General features: G+C 45.7%; 15 protein-coding genes. 5 read left to right on the plus strand and 10 right to left on the minus strand.

Annotated features, from left to right (window positions below; all coding sequences use genetic code 11):
* Nucleotides 1-277: 277 nt before the first annotated feature.
* Nucleotides 278-544 carry a hypothetical protein gene (locus FEM33_RS24310; RefSeq protein ID WP_139014573.1) on the minus strand — a complete coding sequence of 89 codons (267 nt, stop codon included), beginning with the start codon at nucleotides 542-544 and terminating at the stop codon, nucleotides 278-280.
* A 621-nt stretch (nucleotides 545-1165) separates the two neighbouring features.
* Here FEM33_RS24310 and FEM33_RS24315 point away from each other — a divergent pair.
* Entirely contained in the window at nucleotides 1166-3316 is a 2151-nt protein-coding gene (locus tag FEM33_RS24315; protein WP_139014574.1) for a type IA DNA topoisomerase, read from the plus strand.
* A gap of 9 nt (nucleotides 3317-3325) precedes the next feature.
* On the opposite strand, the gene FEM33_RS24320 is transcribed toward FEM33_RS24315, so the two are convergent.
* Nucleotides 3326-3568: a transcriptional regulator gene (locus FEM33_RS24320; protein ID WP_139014575.1), complete on the minus strand. Its 243-nt coding sequence runs from the start codon at nucleotides 3566-3568 to the stop codon at nucleotides 3326-3328.
* Nucleotides 3569-3759: 191 nt separating this feature from the next.
* On the opposite strand from FEM33_RS24320, the gene FEM33_RS24325 reads away from it, so the two are divergent.
* Complete coding sequence (locus FEM33_RS24325; protein ID WP_139014576.1) at nucleotides 3760-4611, plus strand: aldo/keto reductase; 852 nt, start codon at nucleotides 3760-3762, stop codon at nucleotides 4609-4611.
* A gap of 13 nt (nucleotides 4612-4624) precedes the next feature.
* On the plus strand, nucleotides 4625-5374 hold the full coding sequence (locus tag FEM33_RS24330) for an SDR family NAD(P)-dependent oxidoreductase (RefSeq protein ID WP_201747837.1): 750 nt from the start codon (nucleotides 4625-4627) through the stop codon (nucleotides 5372-5374).
* A gap of 24 nt (nucleotides 5375-5398) precedes the next feature.
* Here FEM33_RS24330 and FEM33_RS24335 read toward each other — a convergent pair whose 3' ends face one another.
* From FEM33_RS24335 to FEM33_RS24345, 3 genes are all read right to left on the minus strand, one after another.
* On the minus strand, nucleotides 5399-6559 hold the full coding sequence (locus FEM33_RS24335) for a Gfo/Idh/MocA family protein (protein WP_139014577.1): 1161 nt from the start codon (nucleotides 6557-6559) through the stop codon (nucleotides 5399-5401).
* A 118-nt stretch (nucleotides 6560-6677) separates the two neighbouring features.
* On the minus strand, nucleotides 6678-7499 hold the full coding sequence (locus tag FEM33_RS24340) for a DUF481 domain-containing protein (RefSeq protein ID WP_139014578.1): 822 nt from the start codon (nucleotides 7497-7499) through the stop codon (nucleotides 6678-6680).
* Between the two features lie 129 nt (nucleotides 7500-7628).
* A complete protein-coding gene (locus tag FEM33_RS24345) occupies nucleotides 7629-8072 on the minus strand; it encodes an RpiB/LacA/LacB family sugar-phosphate isomerase (RefSeq protein ID WP_139014579.1) in 444 nt (147 codons plus the stop codon).
* A 400-nt stretch (nucleotides 8073-8472) separates the two neighbouring features.
* Here FEM33_RS24345 and FEM33_RS24350 point away from each other — a divergent pair, with 400 nt between their 5' ends.
* Nucleotides 8473-11838 carry a DEAD/DEAH box helicase gene (locus tag FEM33_RS24350; RefSeq protein WP_139014580.1) on the plus strand — a complete coding sequence of 1122 codons (3366 nt, stop codon included), beginning with the start codon at nucleotides 8473-8475 and terminating at the stop codon, nucleotides 11836-11838.
* A 31-nt stretch (nucleotides 11839-11869) separates the two neighbouring features.
* Here the strand turns inward: FEM33_RS24350 and FEM33_RS24355 are convergent, their stop codons facing one another.
* The 4 genes from FEM33_RS24355 to FEM33_RS24370 are packed head-to-tail and all read right to left on the minus strand — an operon-like array spanning nucleotide 11870 to nucleotide 16701.
* Nucleotides 11870-12997: a glycoside hydrolase family 18 protein gene (locus FEM33_RS24355; protein WP_139014581.1), complete on the minus strand. Its 1128-nt coding sequence runs from the start codon at nucleotides 12995-12997 to the stop codon at nucleotides 11870-11872.
* A gap of 22 nt (nucleotides 12998-13019) precedes the next feature.
* Nucleotides 13020-14489, minus strand: a complete 1470-nt coding sequence (locus FEM33_RS24360) for a fibronectin type III domain-containing protein (protein ID WP_139014582.1) — start codon at nucleotides 14487-14489, stop codon at nucleotides 13020-13022.
* A 44-nt stretch (nucleotides 14490-14533) separates the two neighbouring features.
* The gene (locus tag FEM33_RS24365) at nucleotides 14534-15436 is read right to left on the minus strand and encodes a magnesium transporter CorA family protein (protein WP_139014583.1); all 903 of its coding nucleotides are present in this window, start codon (nucleotides 15434-15436) and stop codon (nucleotides 14534-14536) included.
* Nucleotides 15437-15438: 2 nt separating this feature from the next.
* Nucleotides 15439-16701: an NAD(P)/FAD-dependent oxidoreductase gene (locus tag FEM33_RS24370; protein WP_139014584.1), complete on the minus strand. Its 1263-nt coding sequence runs from the start codon at nucleotides 16699-16701 to the stop codon at nucleotides 15439-15441.
* Between the two features lie 246 nt (nucleotides 16702-16947).
* Between FEM33_RS24370 and FEM33_RS24375 the strand changes: the two genes are divergently transcribed.
* Nucleotides 16948-17805 (plus strand): SDR family oxidoreductase, encoded by an 858-nt coding sequence (locus tag FEM33_RS24375; protein ID WP_139014585.1) that lies wholly within the window; start codon nucleotides 16948-16950, stop codon nucleotides 17803-17805.
* A gap of 96 nt (nucleotides 17806-17901) precedes the next feature.
* On the opposite strand, the gene FEM33_RS24380 is transcribed toward FEM33_RS24375, so the two are convergent.
* Nucleotides 17902-21768: a PAS domain S-box protein gene (locus tag FEM33_RS24380; protein WP_139014586.1), complete on the minus strand. Its 3867-nt coding sequence runs from the start codon at nucleotides 21766-21768 to the stop codon at nucleotides 17902-17904.
* Between the last annotated feature and the right edge of the window lie 208 nt (nucleotides 21769-21976).

Consider the following 21976-nt stretch of genomic DNA (forward strand, 5'->3'; position numbering starts at 1 on the left):
AACGTAAACAGGCTTAAATGTTTTGGCCAGAAGTTCTGAAAACCGGATTTCTCTATATAAGTACAACATTCGGCACAAAATATCCAATTACCAAAGAATTAATAAGACAAACATTTTCCGCAGCAATTCATTCCATCAGCAGCATTTCACCAGCCCTGCAAACCGGCCGCTTTTACCTTAATATGTATATTCCGGGAACGTAAAGGCACAAAAAAAGGAGGATAAATCCTCCTTGCGACCGCTTATTTTGTCAAACCTGATAAAGGGGCTGTTACAATTACTTTGCAGAAATGCTTTTCAACTTAAGGCCAACGATAGTGGCTTTTTGTGCCGCACTCGGTTTGTTGTTATCTGCATTCACTTTTGCAGTCTGAGGTGCCGGGCTTTCCAGCGCAGGAATGCTGGCAGGAAGTGCTTTGTTTGCACCGTAAACGGTTGCCTTGTCTTCCACTGCTATGGTATTAACTGAATTGCTGGCGCTTGCGTAAGTTGCGATAGTCATTGCCATCATGGCAGCAGCTATCATCGATTTTGTATTTTTCATTGTTAATAGTGTTTTGCTTTTTCTTTTTGTTTCTATCTTGTTTTCGAGTACAAATATACTACAATATTATTAATACAAACGTTCAGGGCACGTTTTACTAATTTCAGTTTAGCTTAAAAACAAGGGAAAACCGATAAAAATCCAGCTCTTTTAAAGATACAATTCATGGTATTATTCCAAGATTACAAAATCAAAATCAACGTGTTTTTCCATTTTTTTGCTGAATAACATTCTGCCTTGATTTGCCTGCAAGGATACCGTTATACGCTGAGGCAGAAACAGCAAAATTAAATTTGCCATATAAATACAATAACAATATATTATTCTTAATGTACTTTAACAATACGCCGGAATTCAGAATTTTTAACCAGAATTTAACCTGAGTGCTGAAAAATATTTTTAAAATTTTTTAAAATATTTTTCCTAAATGATCAAACGGTCGGCTCAAACCGGCAAACGGAGCCTTATTTTCCTGAACATCACCTGTTTTACAGCAGTCCGGAATGTCATATGCATAAAAAGTGACGCATTATTTTACCGGATTCTGCCGGGTTGAAGTAGATTTGCACGATCATACATAGAACCGGTGCATACTTGTAAACCGGTTTTGAAAAGCGTAACATGAAAGTTTGTATAGCTGAAAAGCCAAGTGTAGCCAAAGACATCGCGGGAGTAATCGGAGCAAGCCAGCGTAAGGACGGATATTTTGAAGGCAACGGGTATCAGGTAACGTGGACTTTCGGCCACTTCTGTACATTAAAGGAACCGCACGACTATACCGACCGATGGAAATCGTGGCGGCTGGAAGACCTGCCGATGATCCCGCCGAGCTTCGGCATCAAGCTCATTGACAATGCCGGCGCACTGAAACAGTTTGGCGTGATTGAAAAACTGGTGCAGCAGTGCGAGGAAGTAATCAACTGCGGCGATGCCGGGCAGGAAGGCGAACTGATCCAGCGCTGGGTACTGCTGAAAGCCAAATGCAGCGTTCCGGTAAAAAGGCTCTGGATTTCGTCCCTTACCGAACAGGCTATCCGAGAAGGATTTCAGAAACTGACCGACAGCGGCCAGTATGACAATCTATATGCAGCAGGAAGTGCAAGGGCAATCGGCGACTGGCTGCTCGGTATGAACGCTACGCGCCTTTTTACCAAAAAATTCGGGCAGGGAAAAGTCGTGCTTTCCATCGGCCGCGTGCAGACGCCTACGCTGGCACTTATTGTGCAGCGGCAAAAGGAAATCAACGCCTTTGTTTCGGAAGATTACTGGGAACTGAAAACGATTTACCGGGAAACCGAATTTACCGCAACGATTGACCGTATCAAAAATGCCGAAAAAGCGAATAAAGGGCTTGCGTATCTTTTGCAATATGAATTTGAGGTGACTGCCTTTGAAAGAAAAGAAGGCAAAGAAGGCAACCCGAGGCTTTTTGACCTGACTTCATTACAGGTGGAAGCCAACAGAAAGTATGCCTATTCGGCGGAAGACACGCTCAAACACGTCCAAAACCTGTACGAAAAGAAATTTGTCACGTATCCGCGGGTTGATACCACTTATCTGTCGGAAGACCTGCACCCGAAAGTGGAAGGCATTCTCAGAAACCTGACAGAGTACGCAAGTCTGACCGCATCCATTCTGGAAAAACCGATATTGAAGTCAAAGGTTGTTTTTGACGATAAAAAAGTAACCGATCACCATGCCATTATTCCGACCGGGGTTACGCCAAATCATCTGAGCCAGGAAGAAAGGCATATTTATGACCTGATTGCCAGACGTTTTATAGCAGCATTTTATCCTGAATGCAAGGTTTCCAACACGACCGTTCTGGGAAAAGTAGGCAAAGTGGAGTTCAAGGCTACGGGAAAGCAGATTCTGGAACCCGGCTGGCGCGCCGTGTATGCCAATGAAGCCCGGAGCAAAAAGGAAGCTGCGGAAGAAATCGTTCTGCCGGATTTTACCGTCGGCGAAACCGGGCCGCACGAGCCGAGGGTGCATCAGGGAAAAACCACGCCGCCCAAAGCTTACACTGAAGCATCGCTGCTGCGTGCGATGGAAACGGCCGGCAAACAGGTGGAAGATGAAGAAATGCGTGAATTGCTGAAAGATAACGGAATCGGAAGACCGTCGACACGCGCCAACATCATAGAAACGCTGCTGAAACGCCGCTATATCGAGAAAAAGAAGAAGAATGTTTTTGCAACCCAGACGGGCATGGACCTCATTGATACCATCCAGAATGAACTGCTTAAGAGTGCAGAACTGACCGGAAACTGGGAAAGAAAGCTGCGGCTGATCGAAAAAGGAGAATACGGCATGGAAACATTCAAACAGGAACTGATCCAGATGGTTATTGACCTTACCAATGAGGTTAAGAGCAATCAGTACCGCGTTATTTCCATTGAACAGGAAGCGCCGGCCCAGAATGAAGAAAAGCCCAGGAAAGAACCAAAAGCAAGAGAGCCGAAAGAACCCAGGTCAAGAGAACCAAAGGAACCTAAAGAAGAAGTTCCCATAGAATTGCTTACCTGTCCAAAATGCAAATCGCACTTGCTGAGGAAGGGCAAAACCGCTTACGGCTGCCCTGATTTTCAGAATTGCGGCTTTAAAATACCGTTTGAATTCCTGGGCAAAAGATTGTCCGATAAAAACGTATTTGACCTTCTGAGCAAAGGAAAAACCACCAAAATAAAAGGGCTTCAGATTCCCGGAAATCCGGAAACCATGGATGCCCGACTGGTTATGAACGGCGACTTCAATTTTGAAGTCGGCTGAAAACGGCATTTACATCGGCGTATTCGGCGTTTCCACTGCTGGCATCTGGAACGGAATGCCGGCAATCTGACATAAGCCAAGAAATTCTGTAAGGCTTGGAAGTTTGCCCTGTTCAAAGATTTCGTCGGCCAGTTCTTTGCGAAAACCGGTTTCTTCAAGGGCCATTGGCAAATCGAGACCTTTCACTTCAATTAGTTGCTTGATTTCACCTAGAATTTCTCTGGCACGGTCTTCATATACTGTGGTCTCCATTGTGATCTGATTTTGGTTCAACAGTGCCTGAACAAAATTGTGCCAGCTGATTTGTACGTACCACTTTGCTGATTTTACAGGCTTTTGGCCTGAGATTTGTACATTTTGTTTTTATTCAGCCGATTGGTTTTTTTAGTTTTTACCAGAAAACAGCCGGCTATAAAACGTATCAATCTTCTAAAATTCAAATAATGAGTACGACAACACAAAATCCTGCAACATTCCGGATCGGCGGAGAAATTGAAATCAACAGACTGGGTTACGGAGGCATGCAGCTCACGGGCCGCGGTGTATGGGGCGATGCGCCAGACCGTGACAAAGCGAAGCAAGTTTTAAAGGCTGCCGTAGAAGCCGGTGTAAATTTCATTGATACCGCCGATTCTTACGGACCGCACACGAATGAAGTCCTGATTTCCGAAGCACTGCATCCGTATCCTTCCAATCTCCTGATCGCTACAAAAGGCGGACTGGACAGAACCGGCCCGAATCAATGGCCGGTAAACGGCAATCCGCAGCACATTCGTGAAACTATCGACGGCAGCCTGAAACGCCTGAAACTGGATTGTATTGATCTGTGGCAGCTGCACCGCTTTGATCCGAAATTCCCGGTTGAAGAAACGCTTGCGCCTGTTGTGGATGCCGTAAAAGCCGGAAAAATCCGTTTTGTAGGGCTTTCGGAAGTAGATGTGGAACAGATTGAAAGAGCTGAAAAAGTGATAGAAATCGTTTCGGTCCAGAACCTGTACAATCTGGGCAACAGACAATGGGAAAATGTACTCGATTACACTACTCAGCGCGGTATGGCATTTATTCCCTGGTTCCCGCTTGCTTCCGGGCCGGACAAGCTTAAAAGCAAGATCGAAAGCATTGCAGAAAAGCATCAGGCAACGACGGCGCAGATTGCATTGGCTTGGCTTCTGAAACGGTCGCCCAATATCCTTCTGATTCCCGGAACAAGTTCGGTAGAGCATTTGCAGGAAAATATGAAAGCAGCCAGCATTGAATTGTCAGACGACGACTTTACTGCTCTTTCCCAGCTCTAATCGCCCGAAGTTTATGTTGACATATCAGAATAAAGTGGTGATTGTAACCGGTGCCGGCAACGGCATCGGGAGCGTCATTGCAACTCATTATGCAGAGCTGGGCGCATCGGTAAGCCTGTGGGACCGTGATACAAATGCATTGAAACAAATGCAGGAAAAGCTGGAAGGAAAAAGCGGCCATGTCAATACAAGGGTTATTGATCTTACCTCACCGGAAAATATTGCAGATGCAATGCATGAAGTTCAGCAGTCTTTCGGACGGATAGACGTACTCATCAACAACGCCGGACTGGGCAGAAGCAGCTCGCCTTACAATTTGTCGGTTGAAGACTGGGATTACGTAATCAATACCAATTTGCGCGGCACTTTTCTCTGCGCGCGGGAAGCTGCAAAAGCAATGCGTTCCGGCAACAAAGGAGCAATCGTAAACATTGCCTCCACGCGCGCACTCATGTCGGAACCCGATACGGAGGCTTATGCTGCTTCGAAAGGCGGCATTCTGGCGCTTACGCATGCACTTGCGGTTTCACTTGGCCCGGACCATATTACGGTGAATGCAATAAGTCCGGGCTGGATAGAAACGGGCGATTACGAAAAGCTCAAAGAATCCGATCACAAGCAGCATCCTTCCGGACGCGTCGGCAGGCCGGACGATATTGCGAGGGCATGCCTGTACCTGACCGACCCTTCCAATGATTTCATTACGGGGATCAATCTCGTTATTGACGGCGGAATGACGCGCAAAATGATTTATGAAGAGTAGCCGAAAATAATCAAAGATAAAATTTCAGCTCAGAACAGTCACGTCTGTGGCATTTTTCTGGGCTTTGAGCGCCAGTTCGGTTGCCAGAAAACAATGTTCCTGCGACATGGCTGTTTCGGTTCTGTTCAGGACATCGTCTACAAGCTGGCGGCCGTACGGCAGTTCGACGTTGCTGCAATCAATGTACTGTGTTTCCTTGTTAACCAAAAAAAGATGGTTTCCGCCTTCTCTTCCGGCAATGTCAATATTTTTACGGATTTCGATATAACCTTCCGTTCCCAGAACGGTCAGCCGTCCGTCGCCCCAGGATTTAAGTCCGTCCGGCGTAAACCAGTCCACGCGGATATAACCTGCGCCGCCGTTGCCTTTCAGAACCGTATCGCCAAAATCCTCAAAACCGGGATATTGCGGGTGATTGACATTTCCAACCTGTGAAGCTACAATTTCCGCTTTTGTTGATCCGGTAAAAAACAGAAACTGGTCAAACTGGTGCGAAGCAATGTCGCAAATGATTCCGCCGAACCTCTTTTTATCAAAAAACCATTCGGGCCTTGTGTTTCCGTTCATGCGGTGCGGCCCCAGTCCGATCGTCTGCACTACTTTACCGATGGCGCCTTCCTTAATCAGTTCCGCCGCACGGATGGTTGCACGGTTTTCCAGCCTTTCGCTGTACATGATGGAATAAATCCGTTTGGTTTCCTTCTGCACCTTGCGGACTTGCGCAAGCTGTTCCAGCGACGTAACGCCGGGTTTATCGACCATATAATCTTTTCCGCTTTTCATCACGCGAATGCCCAGCGGCGCGCGCTCATCCGGAATTCCTGCACTCAGAATCAGCTGAACGGATTTGTCATTCAAAATTTCGGCCTCGCTGGCAGCCTGTTTTACATTTGGATAACGCTTCACAAATGCAGCCGCGAGATCAGCTTCTTTGGCATAAAAGGCCACCAGTTCGCCGCCGCCCCTTGTTACCGCCTCAATTTGCCCGTATATATGGCCATGATTGATCCCGATTACCGAAAACCTGATTCGGGGCGCCGGATACTTTGCAGGGATTTCCTGAGACGGCTGCGATTTTACGGAAGCAAGTACTTCTTTTGACAAGGCCGGCATCATCATGAGACCGGCAGCGGTATTTACCGAATTTTTGATAAAACGGCGGCGGTTGTCCTGTAATTCTTTCATTGCTCGATCAGAAAGTTATAAATATGTATAAAAGCAGCATTTGGCCGGATATAATGTAAACCCGGAAATTCATTGCGGTTTTATTATCTTTACTTTGTCTGAAAATGCCGCACAATCCTTATTTATTCCCGACCGAAATACCGAACGTAATACGGGAATCATTGCGCCTTCTGGTGGCTTCCACTACGCTTTCATACGAGTTTTCAAAACTTGTCCGCAGCGTAACCCATTTATTGATAGGAAGTTCAATGGACATAATCGTATTCCATCGCAAATTGGAAAAATCGTTCAGGGCCGGCTGCAGAAAGGTAATATGGTTGAAGCGGATTTTGTCCTGAAGTACAGAATGCTTGCCTTTTACCCGGAAAGAATTACGGATGGTTTTGACCAGTGCCTTTTCCTGAAAATCGGTGGATTCATACAGAATAGCGTTCGTCAGGCTCAGATTGTTGTTGATGTTCTGGATCAGCCGGTAACCGATACCGGCGCCTGCCATTTGCCGCAGATCAATTTTTCTCAGGTTACTCGTTTCCAGCGCGCCAAGCCCGAACAAATACGTCTTCCTCTTTTTGAAAACATCTACAAATACATCCACATAGCTGTCTCTTTCCGCCAGAATGCCGTTTTGCTTTCCGTAAGTAAACCTTGGGTTCGTTGCAATATTGATGACCGGCCCGCTGAAAGTCACTTCGGCACGCAATACCATGAGGCTGCGGTTTACATTACCTTTGGCAAAGTTGCCGTCGCCGATAAACCGGTAACGGATTGTATCAATCAGCACGTTCGGTACAATGAGCACACTGTCCTTTCGGGGCGCAGCTACCGAATCGGCGGGCGACACAACCGTGCCGGAAGGCTGCTGCGCAAATGCAGGAAAAGAAAAAAGAAACAGAATAAAAGCAGCAAGCTTTATAAAGCGGTGGAACGTCGAGTTTTTCATTAATCACTTTTGCAAAATAATAATGCCAAAAAGGTGGATAGTCATTAGCTGTTAGCTGCTAGCTATAAGCTTCGGGCTATTGGCGGTTAGTTGTAAGCCGTTGGCTGAAAGTCCGCGGCAAACAGCCGCCTATTTTTCCAGCGCTTTAACCTTTTCAAGCCGGCGCATGTGTCTTTCGGCACCTGTGAATTCGGCATTCAGAAAGGCTTCTATCAGTTCCTGCGCAACCATTTTTCCAGTAACGCGTCCGCCCAGACACATCAGGTTCAGATCATCGTCTTCCACGCCCTGATGTGCCGAAAAATGATCATTAATGAGTGCCGCGCGCACGCCCGCTACTTTGTTCGCGACAACCGAGGCTCCTACCCCGCTTCCGCAAACGGCAATTCCGCGCTCTACTTCTTCATTCACGATGGCATTGGCCAGCGGTATGACGAAATCCGGATAATCATCCTGATTATCAAGCCCGAAAGCACCGAAATCCTTTATTTCATGGCCTTTGGAAGTAAGAAATTCCCTGAGACTTTCCTTCAATTCAAAACCTCCGTGGTCTGCTGCTATCCCGATTTTCATATTTTTCGTGTTTAATTTTAATGATGTTTCCAGAACCAAAACCGGACCGGATTAATTTAATAACTATATTTTTGAAAGCTGTTAGCTGTTAGCTTTTGGCTTTTGGCTTTTGGCTTTTGGCTTTTAGGATGAATTAATATTGGACCAAGAGAAATCCTTAAAAATTTTAATCTGAATCAAATTTCAAAAACGTAACTGCAAATAATCATTTAAGGTTATTGATAATTATAACAAACTCCGGATTAAACGTTTAATTTTCGAACCGCTGAAAGCTGATTGCCAAAAGCTACTAAAACCGAAACATTTAACGTTGTACTTGTTCTGTCCTGGCCTTTAACGGCAATTAAAGAATAAAAAACCCTGAAAACAAGCACCTGTGCGCCGCTGAAAAGCGATTGATATGACCGGTTTCCACCAACATAAATTTGTATTTGATAATTTAAGCATGCAGGCACTTACGCATGCGCATATCCTGAAAAACAGTGCGGCTTTGCCTTCCACGGATCAAAGAGGCTACTTTGATATCCAGCCGGAAGATATCGCCATTGATTATGCCTGTTTCAAAATCCAGCATTCCTTATCCGATTTTGCAAAAGTCATCATCCGCCAGGATGCCGGTTCGCTGACGCTTTACTGCGAGTGCCTGACGAAAGGAAAAAAACTGTGCGAGCACCAGATTCAGGTTCTGTACAATATGATGAACCGGAAAGACCTGCGTGCGTACTTTGATCCCGAACTCCGAAAAGAGCAGATACGGCTGGTAGCGGCGGATTACGGCATGCAGGATGAAGGGGATCTGGATGAATTTTTTCAGCTGGAATATGTAAACAAAACGCTTCAGATTACGCCGAAAATAAAGGAGCTGATCCCGGCTACACAATCGGCGTTTGCCGTTATTGAAAATGAACTTGTTTCAAAAATCCCGTCCGGGCCGGCAAACAAGGATTTTCCGGAAAACAGGAAAACAATCGTCGTGCTGGGCCAGAACCGCTATTACAATCATTTTTTTCTGGAATTGCATGAAGTACAGACTACTAAGGAAGGCAAACCGAAAAACCCGCTCGTTGCCGTCAATCCGCTGGATGTGATCTGGAAAACGAACAATCCGGAAGTGGTGAAATTTTACACGGCTGTTTCTGTTTTCCAGAATAACTTCCGCAAGAAAAATGCCGAAACGGACATAGAAGGCTTGAAATCCATTGCGGCAAACCCGGCCAAGCTGAATTTCTATTTTCACAATGCAGCCGTTTCCGAAAACATCGGCGCAAGTTCGATACTTCCGGTTCAGGTCCGGCATACGGCTGTGGATCTGGAGCTGCTTATTCACAGGAAAGATCCGTTTTTCCATATCTCGGGAAAGCTCGTGATCAACGGCGTGGACCTTGATCTTGATGATGTACATATCCGGTACGATTACTTTGTCCTGCATTTGAATACGCTTTATCTGATCGACCGTGAAGCGATTCTCAAGACCATTGAATTTTTCAGCCGCCACAATCAGAAAATCGTTATTCACAAATCAAAGTTTGAGGAATTCCGGCAAAATGTACTTTCCAGGATCGAGGCAAATTTCCGGATTACCTATTCGTACCTGAAACCGGCCACGCCCCAGCAATTGCAGGAACAGGGCTTTGACCATGAAACTGAAAAGATTATTTACCTTGAAGACCTTGGCGATTATATTCTCCTTACGCCGGTCATCCGGTACGGAAACGTGGAAGTTCCGGTTTTTTCAAAAAGACAGATTTATTCCGTTGACAGTCACGGAAACCCTTTTACAGTAAGCCGCGATGAAGAAGCCGAAATCCGCTTTGGCAATGCTTTGCTGAGGCAGCATGCCGATTTTGCGGATCAGCCTGAAAGAGAATTTTTTTATCTGCATAAGTCAAAATTTCAGGATGAAGACTGGCTTCTTTCCGCTTTTCAGGAATGGCAGGATTTGCATGTTACGGTGCTCGGATTTGACAAACTGACAAAAAACCGGCTGAACCCGAACCGCGCAAAAGTGTCGGTGCATGTGAGCAGCGGCATCAACTGGTTTGATACGACAATAAGCGTACTGTTCGGAAAGCAGAAGGTTACACTTAAAAATCTGCACAAAGCGGTCAAAAACAGAAGTAAATACGTGCAGCTCGGCGACGGCACGCAAGGCATTCTTCCGCAGGAATGGTTTGAAAAATTTTCGAAATTCTTTGCAGAAGGAGAAATTTCAGAAGAAGTAATTCGTACGCCAAAAATCAACTTTGCTTCTGTATCAGCCATGTATGAAGAAGCATTGCTGTCGCAGGAAACAAAGGACCAGATTGCATTTTATCAGACAGCGTTCAACGACTTTCATGCCATTCTTCCGGTAAAAGTCCCGAATGGTCTGAAAACATCTTTGCGCGAGTATCAGAAACAAGGTCTGAACTGGCTGAATTTTCTGGATGATTTCGGCTTCGGCGGCTGTCTGGCCGATGATATGGGCCTTGGGAAAACGATCCAGATCATTGCATTTCTCCTGCTGCAAAGGAAAAAGAAGGCGCAGAATACCAATCTGATTATTGTTCCTACCTCGCTGATTTTCAACTGGCAGGCCGAAATCGAGAAATTTGCCCCGAGCTTGAAAGTACGCACCATTTACGGCGCGTCCAGAATCAGGGAAGTAAAGTATTTTGACCAATATGAAGTCATACTGACGTCTTACGGAACATTGCTTGCAGACGTTTCCTTTCTGAAAAAATTCTGTTTTAATTACATCATTCTGGATGAATCGCAGAATATCAAAAATCCGGAATCGCAGCGGTATAAAGCGGCGCGCTTACTGCAGTCTCAAAACAAGCTGGTGCTGACAGGGACGCCCGTTGAAAACAATACTTTTGACCTTTACGGCCAGCTTTCCTTTGCTTGCCCGGGACTGTTGGGGAACAAAACGCAGTTTAAAGATTACTATTCCACGCCTATCGACCGGTTCAAGGATAACGAAAGAGCCCGTGAACTTCAGAAGAAGATCAATCCGTTTATTCTGCGCAGGACCAAAAAACAGGTTGCAACCGAACTTCCCGACAAAACGGAAATGGTGCTTTACTGCGAAATGGGCGAAGAACAGCGCAAGGTTTACAATGCCTACGAACTGGAATTCTATACGTATCTCAACACCAAAAAAGAAGTCGATATTCCGCGCATCAGCCTGCACATTCTGCAGGGACTTACGAAGCTGAGGCAAATCTGCAATTCGCCCGCATTGTTGAACGATGATTTGTATTACGGCAACGAATCTTCTAAAATCGCCGTGTTGATGGAACAGATTGAAGCAAAGTCTTCGGGACATAAAATCCTGGTTTTTTCGCAGTTTGTCTCCATGCTCGACCTGATTAAAAAAGAGCTGGAAAAGAGGAATATAGGCCATGAATATCTGACGGGACAAACCAAAGACCGCGCGGCGCGTGTGGATAATTTCCAGAACAATGGCCAAGTACGCGTTTTTCTGATCAGTCTCAAAGCAGGCGGAACCGGTCTTAACCTTACCGAAGCGGATTACGTTTACATCGTTGATCCGTGGTGGAACCCTTCTGTTGAAAATCAGGCAATTGACCGGAGCTACCGCATTGGGCAAAGAAAAAACGTGATTGCGGTAAGACTGATTTGCCCCGGCACGATTGAAGAGAAAATCCTGGAACTGCAGCAATCCAAAAAAGACCTTGCAGAAGATCTGGTCAAAACGGATGCTGCCGTGCTTAAGACGCTTTCCAAAAAAGACCTGCTGAACCTGGTTTCACCAAACTAAAACGGTTAATTATCCGGAGAAAATGCAGTGTTCAGTCCAGATTGCGGCTGATTTCATTGATCAGATATTCCTTGGGGTCGTTAAAATATTCCCAGAAAAAAATCCCGGCCAGTTTGTGCTTTTTCACATATTTGCACTTGTCTTTTACCGACTTTTCGTCTTCGTACGTAATCAGCACTTTCGTGGAATCGTTGAAAAGATAAGGTGCCCGGGCCTTTTTGTCATAATATTTTTTGTACCCGTTCTGATTGATCAGTGAATCTTTCAGCTTTGAATAGCCGCCGCCCGGAACTGATTTGATGCGTTTTTCACCAAGACCATTGTTTTTACCCGTTTCTGCTTCCCAGCCTTTCCCGTAGAAAGCCGCGCCTAATCCGATTTTGGACGCCGGGACGCCTGCTGCAATAAAATTTTTCACCGACTGATCCGCAGACGAAACATCACTGGAATTGCCGTAACCGTAAAGATTGGTATGATGCCCGACGGTGCCGTTTTTACCGCCGTAATCGTAAGTCATGATGAAAATGTAATCCATGTAAGGCTGCAACAAACCCATTTCGGTATTATCTATAAAAGATTTTGATCCGCCGACGGCCGCTGTCAGCAGAAATTTCCTTCCTTTTTCCTTTTCCAGCATATTCAGTTCTTCACGTAATGCCTTGAACATGAGCGTAAAATTCTGTTTGTCTTCGGGCCGGAAAACATTGCCTTCCTCGCCGCGCATGGCAGGATATTCCCAGTCAATATCCACGCCGTCCAGATTATACTGCCGGATAATGTCCACGCTCGATTTTGCAAATAGCAGCCGGGAAGTCGGCGTCAGGACCGCATCGGAGAAGTTCTCGCTCCATGCCCAGCCACCGATCGAAATGAGGATCTGAAGATCCGGGTTTTTAAGTTTCAGTTCGTTGAGCTTTCTGAAATTGGTGGAATCCGTCGCCAGATTGGTCAGGACGGCAAGGCTGTCCTGAACATTTACAAATGCGTAATTGATGTGAGTCAGTTTGTCCGCATCGATTTCTTCAGTATTCACCAACCCGCGAAAACCGCCCACATAAGCATTCACAACATACTTTTTCTTCTTCTGGGCAAATGTATCAGTAAAATGAAAGCAGCAAAATGCAGTTATCAGCAGCAACAAACGGAGAAATGATTTCATGTTTACAGGCTTTGGTTCAGGATTAATCAATCGCAATCTTATGCTTCAAAAGGGTGTTTTCAGTTTCCACAACAACGATATAAATACCCGGATGCAGCGATCCGAGGTCAACTTGTGAAGAAGGCTGCACTGACTGCTGATTTCTTAATATTCCTTTCAGATCATAAATGCTTAACCGGCATTGCGGCTGCGGTTTCAGATCAATCACCAAAGTTCGTCCGTAAGCATAAATCCGGTTCTGGTTTGTTAACGGCTCGTTTGCTGTGATAATCGTAGATCCGCGAACAATGGAAATCAGACTGTAAGGCGAACTTCCGCCTGCGTTAACAGCTTTGATCCGGTAATAATAATCCGTTATGGCCAGCGAATCCGTGTCCTGATACTGCACGGCACTGGCCGGCAGCCTGCCTATTTCCCTGAAATTACCGTCCGTATTTTGCGATCGTTCCACAATGATGGCATCTGCATTGCCGGTTACCGGCGACCAGTTCAGCTGAATGAGGTCAGGCGCAAGCGGTACGGCTGTAAAGTTCAGCGGCCTGTCCGGCACCGGAATTTGCTGCGTCGTAGCCGAACTCACGGCACTATATGCAGAAGCCCCGATCAGGTTTACCGCCCTGATCCGGTAATAATATTTTGTAGCCGGAGCAAGTCCTGTATTTTCATAAACAATCCTGTTGGCCGCAATGTCGGCAATTTTGGTAAACGTAACGCCGTCCAGCGAACGTTCAAGCTGAAAGCCGGTTTCGTTCACCGCTTTATCCGTCCATGCAAGATTGATCTGAAAAGGCGAAACAGCCGTTGCAATCAATCCCGCCGGCGCATTTGGAACGACTTCCAGCGTCGTGGCACTCACAACATTGGAATATGCGGATTTTCCGGCCGTATTTTTGGCCAGCAGGCGGTACCAGTATTTGGTTGTGGAGGCAAGGCCGGTATCTGCATAAGCCGTTGCATTGGCGGCAATGTCGGCAATTTTGATAAAAGCAGTTCCGTTCAGGGACCTTTCCAGTTCAAAACCCGTTTCATCCGTGGCGTTGTCAGTCCATTTCAGATTAATTTCTTTTCCTGTTACCGTTGTCACAGCCAGATTTGCCGGTGCTTTCGGAATGGTAATTACCGGTGGCTTGGTAACGGCGCTCACAATATTGGAATAAGCAGAAAATCCGGATGCGTTTTTTGCCCGTACCCGGTACCAGTATGTCGTTGAAGCAACAAGCTGCAGATTCTGAAAAACCTTGCTGTTTGCAGGAAGATCGGCGATCCGGACGAAAATTTTACCATCCGGCGAACGTTCCACTTCAAATCCGGTTTCGTCCAGAGAAGCATCTGTCCATTCCAGATTAATCTGTACCGGAGAAACAGCCGTTGCTTTCAGACTGGCGGGCGCCACCGGCACTGCCAAGGAATATGCCGGCGACAGTAGCATCAAAAGGTTTATAATCAGGGCATACTGGTCAAACCGCATTGCAGGTATGCAAAGTTTCTTCATAGGTTGAGTACAATTATTGAGTCAAAACAACGCTGAATGCTTTTTCAGAGCCAGCTTTTTCGCTTGAACCACATATAAATCCCGACTGTAATCAATGCCATTGCCAACATGGTGACAGGATAACCGTATTTCATCTGCAACTCGGGCATGTAGCGGAAATTCATCCCGTAAATGCCTACAATAAACGTCAGCGGCATAAAAAATACCGAAAACAACGTCAGTATGCGTACAATTTCATTGGTCCGCTGGGAAGATATGGAAAAATAGATCATTACGAGCTGATTCATGTTCTCAAATAGCGTATCGTAAATGTTCTGCAGTTTAACAAATAAATCCCTTGTATCTCTTGTATTGGCATTGCCTTGTTCCGGCGTATCTATTTTTTCCACGATATCGTGCGAAAGCATGATGACCCGGCGCGTTACTTCCACTCTCCGCCTCAGATAATACAAACCTTTGAGCATGGAAGGTTTTCTGTTTTTAAGAAACATGTTGGCTTCGTAATACTCAATATCACTGGTCAGTTTGATGGATGGCTCTTCATATGTGGTCAGACAGATTTTAATAATTTCATTGACAAGTTCGTGCGTATTGCTGCATGTATTCTGTTCTTTCTGACTTTTCCGAATAATTTCCGGCGCAGCCCACGGTTTACGGTGCAGTGTAATAATCCGTTCATCATTCATGAATATGGCCACACTGTCGGTAAGTTCGGGAACCGTATCCGCTTCAAGGGCAACTTCCTCGGCATGTACCCGGAAAATAATAAAAGCATAGCCGCCGACATTCTCAAATTTGGGAAGATGATCGGGCTGGCGCCAGTCTTTTATTGAAGAATGGTGCAGGGTATATTTTCTGGTTAACTCATCAATTTCTTCATCACTCGGATTTTCGGCATCCAGCCATTCAAAACCATACTCGGAACTTTCGGTAATTACATGGATCATAATTATTTGTCAGGTTTCGCATCCAGGATAAAGCGCAGCGACTGATCTCTGGTAAAAAGCGCAACAATCCAGTTATATAATGTCTTGACCTGATTACGGTAGCGGATCAATGAAAATAAATGCACGACAAGCCACATCATGTAAGCGATAAACCCGTTGAAATGCATTCCCGACAAATCCGCAACGGCCTTGTTCACACCGATGATCGCCATGGAACCCCGGTCATTATAATGAAAGTCGTGCGCAGTTTTACCTTCAATAAGCGACCTGAAATTTTTGGCAAGATTTCTTCCCTGCTGAATGGCAACCTGCGCTACCTGCGGATGTCCGTCCGGGAATTTCTCATCTGAATTCATCAGACAGATGTCGCCAATCGCAAAAATATTGTTATATCCTTTCACCCTGTTATAACTATCCACCAATACCCTTCTGCCTCTTCCGATCGCTTCTTTCGGAAGTCCGGGCAATGCAATGCCAGTTACGCCCGAAGTCCAGATAAGCGTTTCAGTTTCTATCGTGTGCCCGTTTGCAAATGTCACAACCCCATCCTGAAAATCCTTAACGGCATGATCCAGCAGCACATTGATGCCAAGCCCTTTCAGTTCGCCAAGCGTATCCTGCTGCGATTTTTTTGTCATCGGGTTCAGCACATTCGGAAGCGCATCCACCAGGTAAATCTGTACTTCATTCCGGTTCAGTTCGGGGTAATCCCTTTTAAAAATATTCTTGTGCATTTCAGCAAGCATGCCTGATATTTCCACGCCTGTAGGACCAGCGCCGGCCACAACAATGGAAAGTAGCTTCTTTCTTGCATTTACGTCCGCAATTTTGGTTGCTTTTTCCTTGTTCCATAAAATATGGTTCCGCAGCGCCAAGGCATCTTTCACCGTTTTCATGGGGACCGCATTTTTCCTTACGTTCTCCATTCCGAAATAGTTGGTTTCGGTACCCGTCGCAAATATCAGATAATCATAGTAAACGTCTCCGGTATCCGTAGAAATCCTGTTTTCTGCCGGAAAAACTTCCTGAAACAATCCCAGACTGAACCTTAAATTGCTTTTTTTCTGAAAGAATTTACGAAACGGATAACAGATATTGGAAGGGTCCAGAAATCCGGTGGCTACCTGATAAAGCAGCGGCGGAAAGAAGTTGTAATTGTTTTTGTCTATTAGAGTAATGTGAAAGAGATTGTCTTTTGCCAGTTTCTGCGCAAGGTTTATTCCTGCAAATCCGCCTCCGATAATTACTACTTTTTTTTGCTCCATGATATCTGATCTTTTTGACGGAAATAATCCACGACTATTACTATAATTATGCCCGGAGCGGCATGCAGCAGGCAGTTCAGGGCCATTTTCTGTTTTTTTACGGTCAGCAGTGTGAAATTCTTTACTCAGTCATAATTTCCCTTATTCATTTCATACCTTCCGCCGGAAGCTGTTACCGGTCATTGTACTGGCATATCGTTTTTAAGCAGTTCGGTCATATTCAACCTTCAATCAAAAATTGTCAATATGGATTACGAAATAGATACAAAAGGCCAGACGCAGGAATCCCAGCCGGGCATTGAAAAAGAAATGGACCCGGCACCGGTTATTATCCGTGAAAACTACAAAGGCAGCAGCAGGCTGGAAGGCAAGACGGCTCTGATTACGGGCGGCGACAGCGGCATCGGACGTGCCGTTGCGGTACATTTTGCACGCGAAGGCGCCGATGTTGCCATTGTATATCTCGATGAAAACGAAGACGCACAGCAAACGAAATCGCTTGTGGAAGCCGAGGGAAAAGCCTGCCTGCTGATCCCGGGCGATATCCGCAGCGAATCATTTTGTAAAGAAGCCGTGGAACGCGTTGTCAGCAAATTCGGGAAACTGAATATTCTGGTGAACAATGCCGCCGAGCAGCACCCGAAGGAGGACGTGCAGGAAATTTCCGCCGAACAGCTTAAAGATACTTTTTCGACCAATATATTTTCCTTCTTCTATTTTACACAGGCAGCACTTCCGCACCTGAAAGAAGGCGATGCCATTGTGAATACGACTTCGGTGACAGCTTATCACGGAAGCCCTGCATTGCTTGATTATTCCTCTACAAAAGGAGCCATTGTAGCTTACACCCGTTCGCTGGCGATTAACCTGGCAGAAAAGAACATCCGGGTAAATGCCGTTGCGCCCGGCCCGATATGGACACCGCTGATCCCGTCTACTTTCGACTCTGAAAAGGTGGAGAAATTCGGCAAGGATACGCCTTTCAAACGTCCCGGCCAGCCCAGTGAAGTGGCGCCGTGCTATGTATTTCTGGCCAGTGAAGATGCGTCCTACATGAGCGGACAGGTTCTGCATCCGAATGGCGGACAGGTTGTTAACGGATAAAAATATAAAAAAAGCTGTCATTGCGGCAAGAAAATCCGGATGTGTTTTCCGGCATGTTTCCAGCATCAATGACAGCTTTATTTCAAAACGGCCCTTTTACTTTCTTCCCTTAAAAAGCCATTTCTGAATTGCTTCCTCCAGCGTATCTTTTATAACAGGCTTGGTAAGATAATCGTCCATTCCGGCTTCAATACATTTTTCACGTTCTCCGACAACGGTTCCGGCGGTCAGTGCAATGATCGGGATCTTTTTATCCGTTTCCAGCATCCGTATGGCGCCTGTGGCTTCATAACCGTTCATTTCCGGCATTTGAATGTCCATAAAAATAATGTCGGGATCAGATTCCTGATAGGCCTTGATGGCTTCCTTTCCGTTTACCGCTTCAATCATTCTGACATTCGGAAGTATCTTTTCCAGCATGGTTTTAACCAGCAGCATGTTGATTTTATGGTCTTCCGCAATCAGAACCGTTACTTCCTGATTGCTGTAGGTGCTGGCTTTGCCGTTTTCATGTCCTGAATTGCTCTGTACGTCATGTCCGTTTTTCAGGTTGATCTGTGATAAAGTATGGAACAGCTGCGGAATCTTGACCGGTTTGATCAGGAAATGCTGGATGTTCAGTTCTTCTTTTACCGAATTGAGCATTTCTTCCTCAAACGAGTCATTAAGCAGGATTACAGGCTGGTTTGCAAGTTCGGATTTGATGTTTCTGATCCTGCGTACGGTTTCAATTCCGTCCTGCCCGGGCATTTTGAAATCCATCAGAATGACATCATACCTGTTTTCCGCCGCCAGCTTTCGGATTGCTTCATCGCCGTTCTGAACGTAATCTGCGCTGATATTTTTGTTGTTCAGGATGTCTTTCAGGATACGCCCGTTTTTCGGATTGTCATCAACGATCAGTATTTTATCAATATGTTCGTTATTTTGCCAGGCAAACTTGTTCTCGCCTTCCACAGAAGAAAATGTTACATCAAAATAGAACGTACTGCCCGCATCCACCGCGCTCGTCAGCTGCAGCCTGCTGTCCATCAATCCCAGAAGACTGTTGGAAATCGTAAGGCCGAGGCCTGTTCCTCCGAAACGCTTCGTCGTGGAGGAATCTTCCTGTGCAAATGCTTCAAAGATTTTCCGCTGGTTTTGCAGCTCTATACCGATCCCTGTGTCCCTTACGGAGAACCTGAAACTGTTTTCCAGATTACTCAAAGGCGTCAGCAATTCTATTTTAAGTTCGATTTCACCCGTTATCGTGAACTTTACGGCATTGCTCAGCAGATTGACCAGAATCTGCCGCAGGCGAATGGAATCTGTCCAGACGAACTGCGGAATATCTGAAGGAATATTCAGCAGCATTTCCAGATGTTTTTGCTGCGCCTGATAAGTAACCATATCCATCACTTGCCCGCAGATTTCCAGCAAGTCTGTTTTCTCCATCGTAAGTTCCAGCTTTCCGGCTTCTATTTTGGAAAAGTCCAGAATGTCATTGATGATATCGAGCAGCGAATTGGCCGACTGGAAAACCATGGACATGTACTGCTGCTGCGTTTCATCCAGACTTGTTTTCATCAACAGGTCGGTAAAGCCCACGACGCCGTTCAGCGGCGTACGGATTTCGTGGCTCATGTTGGCCAGAAATTCCGATTTCAGTTTATTGGCCGATTCGGCATGTTCGCGGGCTTCCAGCAATTCCTGTTCAGCCTGTTTCCGGAGCGTAATGTCTCTGATGACGGCCTGAATGATATCCTGTCCGTTGATACTGATCCGCGTTAAGAGCACTTCGGCGACAAATGTGCCTTTGATCTTGCCAAAACGCTTGTAAGTCCATTCAAAACTGTGGCTTCCGTCTTCGTACACTTTATTGACGTGTTCCATCGTAATGCCCTCCCCGCTTTCCATTTTCACAGTCGGGTTGTTGGACAAACTGCCCAGCGGCATTCTCAGCAGCGTACCGACGCTGTCCAGCCCGAACATCATCAAGGCTGCATGGTTGCAATCCAGGTATTCGTGCCGGTTGAACAGGATGACGGCATCACTCGTAGAATCATACAGGCTTCTGAACTTGGCTTCCGAATTAAGGAGTTCCACCTCATGGCGCTTGCGCAGTGTTACATCCTGAAAAGCGCCGTAAACTCTTTCACAAATGCCGTTGTTCATATCCGCTTTCCCGATGGTCCTTACCCACAGCTCGTTTCCTTTGCTTGTAATGAGCTGCAGTTCCATGTCCCAGGCCGTACCGTGCGACACCGCTTCGTAAACAGCCTCCGTTATAATCTGGCGGCTCGGGCCTTTATAAAAAGAAATGGCAGACTGCAGATCGGGCATAAAATCGTCGTCTATTTCATGGATTTCCCTGACAATGGACGTCCATGTAATTTCACCTGTCCGCGGATAAAACTCCCATCCTCCTACCCTGGCCACGCTGTTGGTTTGTTCCAGCATGTCCTTCATCCTGCGCATTTCATCGTCCGTTTTTTTACGGGATGAAATATCCCTTTCAACGGCGATGTAATTGATGCAGTTTCCTTTATCATCAATCACCGGGGTAACTTTCAGATCAACCCAGTATTTTTCTCCATTTTTCTTATAACAAAGCAGTTCCTCCTGAACAATGTTGTTATGGATGCATGCATTGTAAATTCTGTCAACTGTTTCTTTATCCGTTTCCGGCCCGCCCATCATTTTCTCCGGCCTCATTCCTTTTACTTCCTTCCTTGTATATCCTGTCTGGTTTTCACATGCCTTGTTGATCCATGTAATGTAACCTTTGTTATCCGTTATGAGGATATAATCCGTTGTGTTGGATGCGACAATGGCAAGTTCCTTCAGACGTTCTCTTGAATTCCTGAGCTCTGTAATGTTGTGGCTCGTCAGTATGATTTCCTTGCTGACCGGATTCACGTTTGCCATCGTGCTGCTCCACGACCATGATCCGTCCTTATGCATAATCCGGTGTTCCACGCCTCCTTTTACAGAGTCCTGTGAAGTCAGGATTTTATGCAGGGCTTTAAAGCAGATTTCAATATCGTCCGGGTGAATAAAGCTGATGAACGATTTACCAATGGTTTCTTCCAGCGAATAGCCGTACATGGTTGTCCAGCTTGGCGAAACGTAAGTAAAGATCCCTTCCGGAGAAATGGTGAAAAGTACGTCGTTCATACTGGAAACCAGCACGGACAGATCTTCCTCCACCTTTAATTTCCGTGTAATGTCATAACCGATGCAGAATACTTCCGTAACCTGACCGGCTTCGTTCCGGATGCCTGTAAATTCCCACTGGGTTGTATTTAATTCTCCTTTCAGCGACTGTTTTCTCAGTACAACGGCGTGCGGTTTTTCGGGTTCCAGGTAGCACTTCCAACCGGTATCCAGACATTTTTGTACGTCTTCCGGAACAACGCCCAGCAACGATGACTTTCCGTATATATCTTCCTGTTTTATTCCATAAAAGTCACAGAAACAGTCATTTGCATAGAAGTAATTTCCGGCTATGTCCACCCCGACAGCATAAATGCTGCTGCTGTGCAGAAATGTTTTGTACAACGGGCTGTTGCAATCGGAATTCAGCCTGGGTTCCTCTGTTCTTTTAAACCCCGAAATGATCTGGCTCAACTTACCGTCATGGTTATATATTCCCAGTGAATGCGCGGTCAAAAACAGTTTGCCCGAATTGTTTTCGCCAATCTGAATCCGTTTGCCGAATTCCTCCTTGGTATTTCTGAAATGATTCCGGGCATTTTCAAGGTATTCCGGAAGGATCTGTGCTTGTAGCAGCCCGTCTGTTTCACTGTCTTCCGGTCTTGAAACAATTCCCAGCGTTCTGTACAATTTATCATCTGCCCAATATCCGGAAGCTTCTGATCCTTCACATATTATCAATCCATCTGTTGCCGAATTCAGAATAAAATCAAAAACATTTTCATCTTCCTGCAGAATGCTATACAGCTCTTTTTTTAGGTTATTCATCTTTAAAAGCCTTCCAAATTTAATTTCATCCTGCATGTGTTTAAGTGATGTACAAGGTAGCCTTTAATTTAATTAGATCGTTAAAATCAAGTGTGTCTGTTGTAATACTTTTACTAATTTCCAACAATTACTACTACTTTCCAAGAAGCATTACATATAAAAGATTAGCGTATAATCATAAATGTTATTGTAACTGTCCTTCACTAAC

This window comes from Dyadobacter flavalbus (genome assembly GCF_006149045.1).
GTDB classification, from domain to species: domain Bacteria; phylum Bacteroidota; class Bacteroidia; order Cytophagales; family Spirosomataceae; genus Dyadobacter; species Dyadobacter flavalbus.